This window comes from Bacteroides mediterraneensis (genome assembly GCF_900128455.1).
GTDB classification, from domain to species: domain Bacteria; phylum Bacteroidota; class Bacteroidia; order Bacteroidales; family Bacteroidaceae; genus Phocaeicola; species Phocaeicola mediterraneensis.
Genome location: NZ_LT635783.1, coordinates 3017205 through 3029361 on the forward strand (window position 1 = coordinate 3017205; position 12157 = coordinate 3029361).

Genomic DNA, 12157 nt, shown 5'->3' on the forward strand with positions numbered 1-12157 from the left:
CTCATTCTTCATTCTTGGTTCTTTTCTTTTTTCCCACTTTTACAAAGAAACAATTATGAACATAGGAGACAAAGCTCCCGAAATACTGGGAATCAACGAAAAAGGTGAAGAAGTCCGCCTGAGCGACTACGCAGGCAAGAAAATCGTACTTTATTTCTATCCCAAGGATATGACTTCGGGCTGTACGGCACAGGCCTGCAACATCCGTGACAACTACGCCGAACTCCAGAAAGCCGGCTACGAAGTCATCGGCGTAAGCATCAACGACGAGAAGTCACACCAGAAATTCATTGAGAAAAACCAGCTTCCGTTCACACTGATTGCCGACACCGACCACAAGCTTGTGGAAACCTTCGGTGTTTGGGGAGAAAAAAGCATGTACGGACGCAAATACATGGGTACCTTCCGTACCACTTTCATTATTAACGAACAAGGCATCATCGAACGGATTATTTCACCCAAGGAAGTGAAGACCAAAGATCATGCCGCACAAATCCTACAATAATTATGGCAAAGAAAGACGAACTTGAATTTGAAGGAGGAATTGAAAACGCCCCCAAACCCGATAACAGTGAAAAACTGAAAGCCTTGCAAGCCGCCATGGACAAAATTGAGAAGAGCTTCGGAAAAGGCTCCATCATGAAAATGGGCGACGACCACGTGCAGGAAGTAGAAGTCATTCCGACCGGCTCCATTGCCCTGAATGCGGCACTGGGCGTAGGGGGTTATCCGAAAGGACGTATCATCGAAATCTACGGTCCGGAATCTTCCGGTAAGACCACACTGGCCATCCATGCCATCGCCGAAGCACAGAAAGCCGGCGGTATTGCCGCTTTCATCGACGCGGAACATGCTTTCGACCGTTTTTATGCAGCCAAGCTGGGAGTGGACATCGACAACTTGTGGATTTCACAGCCCGACAACGGCGAGCAGGCATTGGAGATTGCCGAACAGTTGATTCGTTCCTCTGCCATCGACATCATTGTCATCGACTCTGTAGCGGCCCTGACCCCGAAAGCTGAAATTGAAGGCGACATGGGCGACAACAAGGTAGGTCTACAAGCCCGACTGATGTCACAGGCTCTGCGTAAGCTGACTTCCGCCATCAGCAAGACCAACACGACCTGTATTTTCATCAACCAGCTGCGTGAGAAAATCGGTGTCATGTTCGGCAACCCGGAAACCACTACCGGTGGTAATGCATTGAAGTTCTATGCATCTGTACGTCTGGATATCCGTCGTGCCTCTCAGCTGAAAGACGGCGAAGAAGTCATCGGTAACCAGGTACGCGTGAAGGTCGTAAAGAACAAAGTGGCTCCTCCTTTCCGCAAAGCCGAATTCGACATCATGTTCGGTGAAGGTATTTCCCGCAGCGGTGAAATCATCGACTTGGGTGCCGAACTGGGCATCATCAAGAAAAGCGGTTCATGGTACAGCTACAACGACACCAAACTGGGACAGGGCCGCGATGCCGCCAAACAATGCATCCAGGACAATCCGGAACTGGCCGACGAACTGGAAAAACTGATTTTCGATGCATTGAAGGACAAAGAATAGGCCACTTCTTTTCCATACAATAAGAGAGCGGGTTCTACTTTGCTGAGATTTAGCAAAGTAGAACCCGTTTTTTTTTTGCACGCTTACAGAGTCCACTGTATCTGTCCGTTCGTAACCGGATTCTGCATGAAAAAAGCTTTTCAAACCCTTCCACAAAAATTCAACCCCTTAACTATTTTTTCCGAATTTCAGGACTATTTCTCTGTCCCACACTGTGGGATATAAAAACCACAGTGTGGGATATATATTTCACAGTGCGGGATACAAAAACCACACTGTGGGACAGAACTGTTTTCTAAAGAAAAAATAGTATACATACCTACATTTTTACCTTTATCACACAATGTTTTCGAGCCTCCCCTCCATCGCACACACAACCCTAATTATCCCATTTTCTTTCTCTAAAACTTTTTTCTCGCTCAAAAGCAGGGAAAAAAACAAAAAAATACGTTATATTTACCACAAAGAATTATTGTGAATCACTAAAAAACAAAACTATGACCTTAAAGCATCAATTTCTTTTCATACTTTGTCTGGCTTTTTCCACTGTGGCTTCGTGGGCACAGAGTAATAAATTCGCCAATTCGGCTTTCCGTTTTGCCACTCGTGCAGAAGCTCAAATGCTGATTACGGAACTGGACGACTATACCCGCAACTGGAACCAGTTTGACATCGACGTACGCTTGCAGAAACCGCAAGGACGCAAGTCCGAACTGCTGCAGTTCGCTATGGACCAGACCCTCAACTGGAGCGACAAGGACAAGGAGCGCATCAGCAAGGCCATGAAAACCCTGGATGCTGAAATCAAGAAACAAAAATACAACCTGAACTTTCCCAAAGAAATCATCTTCGTGAAAACCACACAGAAAGAAGAAGGAAGCGCACAGGCCTATACTCGCATGAACTGGATTGCCATCGGCGAAGAAGCGTTGTTAAACAATTCAGATGAGGACTTGCAGTACTTGGTGGCACACGAACTGTTCCACTTACTGACCCGACAGAATGCCGACTTCAAAAAAGACATGTACCAGCTTATCGGGTTCTCCGTCATCGAGAAAGAAATCCTGTTCCCGTCCGACCTGGCAGAGAAACGTATCTCTAATCCGGATATCAGCCGCTATGACAGCTACGGAACTTTCACCATCGGCGGAGAGAAACAATACTGCACCATGGTGATTTATACCGACAAGTCCTACGAGGGAAATACACTGGTAGATTATCTGAAAATAGGACTTGTCCCCCTGAACGGAGATTTTATCCCTATCCAGAAAGCGGGAAAAACTATTGTTTACACGTTGGATGAAGCGGAAGACTTCTACACGCAGGTCGGTAAAAACACCAGCTACGTCATCCACCCGGAAGAAATCATGGCCGACAATTTTGCCTACACGTTGATTGGAAAGAAAGACCTTCCCAATCCGGAACTTATCCAAGGAGTACAGAAAATATTGAAAGCCAACAACCGATAATCAATCCCCTATTGATACAAAAAAGTCAGGCCCTTTCGAGGTGACCTGACTTTTTTATATGTTAGGCTCATTTTTTCCGGAAATCCTTTTCCAGCGCCAAGGTAATCCAATTGGCCAAGGCCTGTCGGTTGTCTGCGATGACCAGACGTTTCTGGTCCTGCGCGTTCTGAATGTTTCCCACTTCCAGGAACACCCCCACCGGAGTGGTATTCCGAAGCACAAACAGGTTCCGTTCGCTGACCGTACCGTCAAATCCCCGGTTGGGCTGATGCCGGTCGTACTTGGCTCGGAACGTATGCTGGATTTCTCTTGCCAGCCGCTTTCCTTTCGAGCTGCCCGGCGCATGATAGAAGAACACATCGGTCTGGTTGTTGCGTGCCCGGCTGTCCACATGGATAAACACGGCCCGCTTGTAACTGCTCTTTTCCTTCCGGTACAGGCGGTTGATGGCATCGCAACGCTGCTGCAGACGGGCCACCTGATTCAACGGAATGGCTTTTCCCATGCAAGTCTCCCGCTTGCTGTTGTTCAATACTGCCTGGTTGCGGATACCGTCTTTCGCATCCTGAATGATGAAATGTACTTTTGCCCCGCGCTTCAGCAGTTCCCGCCCGAGACGGAGAATAATGTCGTAGGCATATTCATCTTCGTGCAGCTCCTTTCCCTGATATTTGCCGATGCAACCGGGGTCGGGACCGCCGTGTCCGCTCACCAAATAAAAGACCGCCCCTTTCAAGGAGCTGGAAGTCACGGCATACGACGCATATTTCTTTCCCAGCAATGGCTCATAGTTGCCTTTCTTCCGCCCGTTCATCCCTAAGGGAAAACACAGCAGAAAGGCCAACAATACATACCCATATTTCTTCATCACTTCAGCAGCTCCTCTATTTTCTGACAAAGAGAAGCAAATTCCTCCTCATTATACAAACGCGTCATCATGACAATCTTTCCATCCTTTCCAATCAGTACGTTGCGGGTGATTCCAGCATTGCGTTCCGCATACTTGGCAAAGATATCCGCCCCCGGGTCAAGTCCCAACGGATAGGTCACTCCTGTCTGCTTGGCAAAAGCCTTCACACGTTCCAGCGGTTCGTCACGGTCTACCCCGTAGAGCACAAATGACGCATTGTCTTTATGTTTCTGCCAGATATCTTTCTCGATAAAAGGCATTTCCTTGCGGCATACCCCACACCAGCTGGCCGTGAACTGCAACATCACCACCTTGCCTTTCAGGTCGGACAGTTTCACCTTGCTGCCATCCGTCAGCGTCATCTCAAAATCGGGTGCCTCATCGCCCACCTTTACAATATATCCAGCCGCATCGGGAACCGGCTGACTGGCCTGAAGAGGGGCATGACTGCCCATACATCCCATCAAAGCCAATGCTAAAAACAGCTTCTTCATATTCATTCTAAATTATAATCCGGTCCAAAGATAACACAAAAAAGTGAAAAACAGACATATCGGAATAGAAACACGTATTTTATCCACTACACCAAATGTTTATACAGAAACTTTATTACCTTTGTGAAACATGAAAAACTCAAAACAACCCAACCTATGGACTGCACAAACATTATCGGAGAAAAAATCAAGTCACTCCGAAGCACTCAGGAAATAAGTATTCAGGAACTGGCCGAACGCGCCGGACTGACCGTGGAACAGGTGAGCCGCATCGAAGAGAACATCGACATTCCTTCGCTTGCCCCACTGATTAAAATCGCCCGTGTACTGGGGGTACGACTGGGTACTTTCCTGGACGACCAGCCCAATGAGACAGGACCGGTAATCTGCCGGAAAGGGGAAGCAGACGATACCATCGGCTTTTCCAACAATGCGACACAGGCACGGCAGCACATGCACTACCACTCACTGGCAAGAAGCAAGGCCGACCGCCACATGGACCCGTTTATCATCGACATCGAAGCCGACAGCGAAAAGGATTTCTTCCTTTCCGGACACGAAGGAGAAGAGTTCATTATGGTGCTGAAAGGGGAACTGGAAATCAGTTACGGGAAAAGTACTTACCGGCTGAAGGAAGGTGACACCATCTATTACGATTCCATCGTGCCGCACCACGTACACGCTGCCGAAGGACAAGCCGCACAAATTCTGGCCGTGGTCTACACTCCGGCCTAAGTCTCACTCAAACCTTCAACGACATGTTACAACTATCTGAAAGAACCTTGGGCGACTGGCTGGAGCATTGGGCAGAAGTGACTCCGGACAAAGAATACATCGTATATTCCGACCGCAACCTGCGCTTCACCTGGAAACAGTTCAACGAACGGGTGGACCGTATGGCCAAAGGCTTGCTGGCCATCGGAGTGCAAAAAGGCACGCACGTGGGTATCTGGGCCCGCAACGTACCCGACTGGCTGACTTTTCTGTATGCCTGTGCCAAAATCGGGGCCGTAGCGGTCACCGTCAACACGAACTACAAGCAGGCGGAACTGGAGTATCTTTGTGAGAACTCCGACATGCATACACTGTGTATCGTCGACGGGGAAAAGGACAGCAATTTCGTGGAAATGACCTACACCATGCTGCCTGAGCTGAAACTCTTTGAACGGGGACACATGAAAAGCAAGCGCTTCCCCCACATGCGCAACGTGATTTACATCGGACAGGAAAAATACCGAGGGATGTACAACACGGCAGAGATTCTGCTGCTGGGACATAACGTGGACGACGAGGAACTGACACGGGCCAAACAGCAGGTAAACTGCCACGACACCGTGAACATGCAGTACACCTCGGGCACTACGGGATTCCCCAAAGGCGTCATGCTGACCCACTACAACATCGCCAACAACGGATTTCTGACGGGAGAACACATGAAATTCACCCCCGACGACAAACTGTGTGTCTGTGTACCGCTGTTCCATTGTTTCGGAGTGGTACTGGCCACCATGAACTGCCTGACACATGGCTGTACACAGGTGATGATTGAGCGTTTTGACCCGCTGCTGGTCCTGGCTTCCGTCCACAAGGAACGGTGTACGGCCCTCTATGGCGTCCCGACGATGTTCATTGCCGAACTGAATCATCCGATGTTCAGCCTGTTCGACCTGTCGAGCCTGCGCACCGGCATCATGGCCGGCTCCCTCTGTCCGGTGGAACTCATGAAACAGGTGGAAGAAAAGATGTTCATGCGCGTCACCAGCGTGTACGGACTGACAGAAACCTCACCGGGCATGACACACAGCCGCATCGATGATGATCCGGAAGTGAGATACTACACCGTAGGACACGATTTTGAATTTACTGAAGTGAAGGTGCTCGACCCGGAAACCGGCGAGGAATGTCCGATAGGGGTACAAGGAGAGATGTGCAACCGGGGTTACAACAACATGAAAGGATACTACAAAAATCCGGAGGCTACGGCTGAGGTTATCGATGCCAAGGGATTCCTTCATTCGGGCGACTTGGGAGTGAAGGATGAAAACGGGAACTACCGCATCACGGGCCGCATCAAGGACATGATTATCCGTGGCGGTGAAAACATCTACCCGCGTGAAATCGAGGAATTTCTCTACAAGATGCCGGGCATCAAGGATGTACAGGTGGCCGGCGTGCCTTCCAAGAAATACGGAGAAGCCGTAGGGGCCTTCATCATCCTGCACGAGGGGTACACCATGAACGAGTTCGATGTCAGGGAGTTCTGTCAGGGAAAAATCGCCCGCTACAAAATTCCCAAATACATCTTCTTCATCAAGGAGTTCCCGATGACGGGCAGCGGCAAAATCCAGAAATTCAAACTGAAAGACTTGAGTCTGAAACTCTGTGCCGAACAGGGTATCGAAATTATATAGAAAGTGACTCGAACAACCAAAAAGAAAATGGCTCCCCCAAAATGCATTGTCACTGGAGGAGCCATTTGTTTGTATCGTTACGGAAAAGAACCGTCAGGCAAGCTGCTGCAGGATGTCTGCGGCAATCTGAGGAGCGGTCAGGTGGTTCTGCTTCAAAAACTCCTGCACGTCGAAACGATCTACAAATTCCTTCCGGGCACCGAAATTGAGCACCTTCATCGGACTGCAACCGAAATAGCGGGCAATTTTCTCGCCGAATCCGCCGTCCAAGACTCCGTCTTCCAGCGTCACTACCAGCTCGTGATCGGCCTTCAGTTCTTCCATCAGGGCCTCATCCACTCCCGTAATGTAGCGCGGGTTAATCAATGTGACCTCCATCCCGTGTTGCCTCTTGAGCAAGTCAGCCGTTTCTTCCGCCAGTCCGAAGAAAGAGCCCAGCCCCAGGATAGCTACCCGGTTGCCCTTCCGGACGGTCTGATAACAGTTCAACCGACTGTAATCTGTATCCACCGGACGATTCCCGTAAGCCAGTTCCGTGGCCGGCACGCGGATAGCTACCGGATATTCATTCTGACGGATACTCCATTCCAGCATGGCCATATACTCTTCCCGGCAAGTCGGTGCCAGGTAGACCAGATTCGGAATATTGCTGAGCAGCGGAATATCGAAGAAGCACAGATGTGTCACATCGTTCATGGCCGAGAGCGAACCCCAGAACACCAGAAGTACTGCCGGATTGCGGTTGATACACAAATCCTGCGAAAGCTGGTCGTAGGCACGCTGGATGAAGGTACTATACACCCCAAACAACGGTTTACCTCCATTCTTGGCAATACCCGAAGCCAGGGCCACAGCATGCTCCTCGGCAATACCCACATCGACAAACTGCTTCCCAGCGGCCTTCCGACGGTCGGGAGTAAATCCCATCACGGTGGGCGTACCGGCGGAAATGGCCACAATGCGGCGGTCTTCCTGCATACGCTGCAACAGGTAGCGGGCGGTCAGGTCGGCATAGTCCTGCGGCTCTTCACTCGAATGGAACACCACTCCCGTTTCAGGATTGAACGGCATGGTCCAGTGGTACGTCTCTTTGTCCTTTTCAGCCGGAGCATATCCTTTTCCTTTCAGCGTGTTGATGTGCACCACAATCGGATGGTCAATATCCTTCACTTGCTGGAAAGCTTTGATAAGCGCCTCTACGTTGTTGCCTTCGTTCACATAAAGATAATCCAGTCCCATGGCCCGGAAAAGATTGCAAGGACACTGGCCGTTGCTTTCGCGCAGCTCCTGCAAATTACGGTAAAGTCCTCCGTGATTCTCGGCAATCGACATCTGGTTGTCGTTGACTATAATGATGAAATTGGTACCCAGTTCTGCCGCATAATCCAGTCCTTCCAAAGCTTCTCCACCACTGAGCGAACCGTCTCCGATGACCGCAATCACATTGCCGCCTTTCCCGGTCAGATCCCTTCCTTTGGCCAGTCCGCCCGCCAGGCTGACAGAAGTCGAAGTATGGCCCATCACAAAATGGTCGTGCACACTTTCCATCGGTTCGGAATACCCAGACACCTCGTCATACAGCTCCGGATACAGGAAGGCATCCTTACGCCCGGTCAGCATTTTATGGGTATAACTTTGATGTGATACGTCGAACACAATCTTGTCTTCCGGCGAATGGAACACGTAGTGCAAGGCAATCGTAGCTTCCACCATCCCAAAATTCGGACCGAAATGTCCTCCGTGTGCGCTCAGCTTCTGTAGCAAAGCCTGGCGTATTTCGTGGCTTAATACATTCATTTCTTCTACCGACAGCCTTTTGACATCGGCCGGTGAATTGATTTTTTCCAGATACATAAAATGATATTTAAACAAGTTATACATTAAAGATGCAATTTCACAAAGCAAAAATAGGTCTTATTCCGCCTTATGAACGTATATAAATTACAGCTTTTTATACCCCGATTACTTGCATGAAGTCCTACAAGACAAAAGAGGCCGTTTCATCTATTATAATGAAACGGCCTCTTTGTATGGATGTATATCGTTCCGAATTATTTCTTTACAATCTTGACCAGCAACGTCTTGCTGTCCAGTTTGCCTTTCGTATCGTATGCTTCCGATTTTACCAGTCCTACCCCTTCGGCATACCATTCCGTGACACGCAGGGTCGTTGTTTTCAGTACGATTTTCGTACGCTGCAGGTAAGAAATCTTCACGCAATCAAACTTTCCGGCAGTGGTACTGATGGTTTCGTTTCCCATATAAGCTGCACCGGAAATATTCACTTCGTTTTTCAACATGTTGCGGACCACCTGATAGAAACGGTCGGGAATGCTCTCACCTCCTTTGGCACCATCTTTAATGGTAAACGAGTTGTCGCCTTTGAATTTAAGCTTCTCCAGCAATCCCAGACGAGCCGCTTCATTATACTTATCAGGGTCGGAATCAGAATCCACATACGGACCGTACATCAGGTCTTCCGTACAAACCGTGTTCGTTCCATCGTAGCTCCAGTTGAACAATGTATAGCTGGTATTATTCTTCGCCTTTGTGGTCACAATCTTATCGTAATAAGAAGCCTGTACCTTCCCGTCCGCCTTTACAACCTTGCTCACCGTCATCGTTTCGTCGGAAGTACTCTGACCAATCTCATCATAATTCACATAGTGCAATTCTGTCCCTTCCGTCGTACAGAAATATTGTGCCTGCATGGAATGACAGCTCAAAATGGCTGCGACTAAAAACATAAGCCTCTTCATAGATTCATCTTTTTAAAATAAATACGGTGCAAACATACAAATTTCTTTCTTTTTTCTGCCTATCTTTGTCACAGAAAAAACATCAAATCAAGCATATCATGGGATTATTATCATCTTTATTCGGAAAAAGCCAATCCGATGAAAACGAACAGGAAAAGCAAGACAAGAGAAATTTTGACATTTTGAAATACGACGGTATCCGTGCCCGTAACATGGGAAAACTGGACTATGCCATCAAATGTTTTGAAGAGGCGATAGCGCTCAACGACGAAAACGAGACACTGGGACTGCTGGCCAGCGCCTACCTTCAGGCCAACCGGACGGACGATGCGCGCATCACTCTCGACCGGCTCGTGGCAAAGGATGACACCAATGTGCCGGCCTTGCTGTCATTGGCCAGCGTATGCTTCCTGCAAGAAGATTACGACAGCATGGAAAAAGCCTGCCAGAAAGCCATCGCCGCAGATGATAAAAGCGCTCAGGCCTACTACCTGGCCGGAAAAGCGGCCCACGGCATGAAAAACGGATTGCAGGCCATCGTGATGCTGACCAAAGCCCTTGCCCAGAATGAAAGTTATACGGAAGCCTACCTGCTCCGTGCGGAGGTTTTGTGGGAAATGCGTCAGGCAAAAGACGCCTTAGACGACTTGGAGCAGGTGTTGAAACTCAATCCGGAGGAGGAAGAAGCCCTTCTGCTGAAAGCCACCATCCACATCCAGCTCGGGCAAACGGAAGAAGGTGAAGGATGCTTGGATCAGGTGATTTCACTGAACCCATTTAACGTAAAGGCTTACTTATTGAAAGGAAACTTGCTGACAGAAGAGAAGAAACTGGACCAAGCCTTGGAGAACTATCAGGAGGCCATCGAACTGATACCGCAGGACGCTCAGCTGTATCAGGAAAGAGGACGGGTACGTCTGCTGATGGGAGATAAGGACGGAGCTACAGAAGACATGAAAAAAGCCATCGAACTGGCTCCTGAGAAAGAGAATCTGATTTCCGGTCATTTCGATAATTTTGAAAAGAACAACTTGCAGACGGGGATTTATTGATTCACGCTCTTATATATAAAAGAAACGGCTGTGGAATGCTTCTTCAAAAAGATTTCCACAGCCGTTTCTTTTATATGTCTTCTAATCAAAGCTTGTCGTAAGCCGCTTTCAATTGCTGTAAAGCTTTTTCGAGGGTGATTCGCGGACAGCCCACATTCATCCGCATGAAACCAGCCCCTTCCTTCCCAAACATTTCTCCGTCGTTCAATGCCAGTCCGGCCTTGTCCACAAAGAAAGCGTTCAAGTCCTCGTGCGAAAGTCCCAGTTCCCGGCAGTCCAGCCAAACCAGGTAAGAAGCCTGCGGACGCATCACCTTAATCTTAGGTATATGGGTCTCGACATAATCTGCCACATAATCAATATTTCCCTGAATATACGCCAGACACTGCGCCAGCCACTCCTCTCCTTCGGTGTAAGCAGCCGTCACGGCAGGCCAGGCAAACACATGACCCGCATTCAGTTCGCCGGCATCCAGATAATTCACAAAGCGTTCCCGGAGCGCCTCATTATGTATAAAGGTGTGCGAAGCAGCCACTCCCGGCATATTGAACGTCTTGCTGGGCGCCATGAAGGTGACGGAATTATTGCGTGCCTTTTCCGAAACCATGGCAAACGGCGTATGATGGAAAGGAGGCAAGGTCAAGTCGGCATGAATTTCGTCCGAGAACACAATCACGTTGTCGTCGGCACAAATTTCGGCCAGCTCCTGCAATTCTTCTTTTTTCCATACGACTCCACCCGGATTGTGAGGGTTGCAGAGAATCAATACCCGTATACCCTTAATGGAACGACGAATCAAATCCAGATCCATGCAGTAATGTCCGTCCACCCCTTTCAGCGGACACTCCACCAGCCGGCGGTTGTTGCGCGTCACCAGCCAGGCAAAAGGATGATACACCGGCGGCATAATCATGATTTTATCCCCCGGCTCCGTGAAACAGTTGATGGCCATTCCCAGTCCGGGCACAATGCCGGGTACAAAATTAATCTCTTCCTTCTGCACCGTCATGCCATAACGTTTCTTCACCCATCCGATAATGGCCTGATAATAACTGTCCGGACGGAACGTATATCCCAGTACCGGATGTGCACAACGCTTGCGGATGGCATCCAGAATAAACGGAGGAGTGGCAAAATCCATATCGGCCACCCACATGGGAATCAAATCCGGACGTCCCCACACATTCACCATACCGTCCACTTTCTCGCAGCAAGTACCCCGACGGTCTATCACTTCATCAAAATTATAGTTCATGTCTTTTATCTGTTTGGCTGTTTTTTAATGAAATATCTCTATACAACAAAGGTAAGAAAATACCTTCACATCCGGCATTACGAATGTATTTTTTAAAAATGAGTAGAAAAAATTTGATGTAATATTTGTTTTTTAAAGAAAAGTATTACTTTTGCAGCAGAAATAACAACAAAATAACAAGAATATGAGAACATTTGCATCTTACTTCTTCTTTTACTTTTATTTCTTTTACTTTAGCAATGAAGTGAAG

The 12157-nt window shown here is 48.5% G+C and carries 11 protein-coding genes; 6 read left to right on the plus strand and 5 right to left on the minus strand.

All coding sequences use genetic code 11. The features are described from left to right. The first annotated feature begins 55 nt into the window (after positions 1-55). From bcp to BQ7480_RS12915, 3 genes are all read left to right on the plus strand, one after another. The gene (gene bcp, locus BQ7480_RS12905) at positions 56-505 is read left to right on the plus strand and encodes a thioredoxin-dependent thiol peroxidase (RefSeq protein ID WP_072543189.1); all 450 of its coding nucleotides are present in this window, start codon (positions 56-58) and stop codon (positions 503-505) included. 2 nt (positions 506-507) lie between these two features. Further along, positions 508-1557: a recombinase RecA gene (gene recA / locus BQ7480_RS12910; protein ID WP_072543190.1), complete on the plus strand. Its 1050-nt coding sequence runs from the start codon at positions 508-510 to the stop codon at positions 1555-1557. A 497-nt stretch (positions 1558-2054) separates the two neighbouring features. Continuing rightward, positions 2055-3026, plus strand: coding sequence for a SprT family zinc-dependent metalloprotease (locus BQ7480_RS12915; protein WP_072543191.1), 972 nt, complete (start codon positions 2055-2057; stop codon positions 3024-3026). Positions 3027-3093: 67 nt separating this feature from the next. On the opposite strand, the gene BQ7480_RS12920 is transcribed toward BQ7480_RS12915, so the two are convergent. Both BQ7480_RS12920 and BQ7480_RS12925 read right to left on the minus strand, forming a co-directional pair. Further along, the gene (locus BQ7480_RS12920) at positions 3094-3840 is read right to left on the minus strand and encodes an N-acetylmuramoyl-L-alanine amidase family protein (protein WP_072544028.1); all 747 of its coding nucleotides are present in this window, start codon (positions 3838-3840) and stop codon (positions 3094-3096) included. A 53-nt stretch (positions 3841-3893) separates the two neighbouring features. Then, the gene (locus BQ7480_RS12925) at positions 3894-4400 is read right to left on the minus strand and encodes a TlpA family protein disulfide reductase (protein ID WP_374043578.1); all 507 of its coding nucleotides are present in this window, start codon (positions 4398-4400) and stop codon (positions 3894-3896) included. A gap of 186 nt (positions 4401-4586) precedes the next feature. Here BQ7480_RS12925 and BQ7480_RS12930 point away from each other — a divergent pair, with 186 nt between their 5' ends. Both BQ7480_RS12930 and BQ7480_RS12935 read left to right on the plus strand, forming a co-directional pair. Next, positions 4587-5165, plus strand: a complete 579-nt coding sequence (locus BQ7480_RS12930; protein ID WP_072543192.1) for a helix-turn-helix domain-containing protein — start codon at positions 4587-4589, stop codon at positions 5163-5165. A 23-nt stretch (positions 5166-5188) separates the two neighbouring features. Beyond that, a complete protein-coding gene (locus BQ7480_RS12935) occupies positions 5189-6841 on the plus strand; it encodes an AMP-binding protein (RefSeq protein WP_072543193.1) in 1653 nt (550 codons plus the stop codon). 93 nt (positions 6842-6934) lie between these two features. Here BQ7480_RS12935 and BQ7480_RS12940 read toward each other — a convergent pair whose 3' ends face one another. Together BQ7480_RS12940 and BQ7480_RS12945 are read right to left on the minus strand one after the other, a co-directional pair. Continuing rightward, positions 6935-8695: a 1-deoxy-D-xylulose-5-phosphate synthase gene (locus tag BQ7480_RS12940; protein WP_072544029.1), complete on the minus strand. Its 1761-nt coding sequence runs from the start codon at positions 8693-8695 to the stop codon at positions 6935-6937. A 197-nt stretch (positions 8696-8892) separates the two neighbouring features. Then, positions 8893-9600: a TapB family protein gene (locus BQ7480_RS12945; RefSeq protein WP_072543194.1), complete on the minus strand. Its 708-nt coding sequence runs from the start codon at positions 9598-9600 to the stop codon at positions 8893-8895. A gap of 98 nt (positions 9601-9698) precedes the next feature. On the opposite strand from BQ7480_RS12945, the gene BQ7480_RS12950 reads away from it, so the two are divergent. Beyond that, a complete protein-coding gene (locus tag BQ7480_RS12950; protein WP_072543195.1) occupies positions 9699-10652 on the plus strand; it encodes a tetratricopeptide repeat protein in 954 nt (317 codons plus the stop codon). A gap of 85 nt (positions 10653-10737) precedes the next feature. Here BQ7480_RS12950 and BQ7480_RS12955 read toward each other — a convergent pair whose 3' ends face one another. After that, positions 10738-11907: a MalY/PatB family protein gene (locus tag BQ7480_RS12955; protein ID WP_072543196.1), complete on the minus strand. Its 1170-nt coding sequence runs from the start codon at positions 11905-11907 to the stop codon at positions 10738-10740. Positions 11908-12157 lie beyond the last annotated feature (250 nt).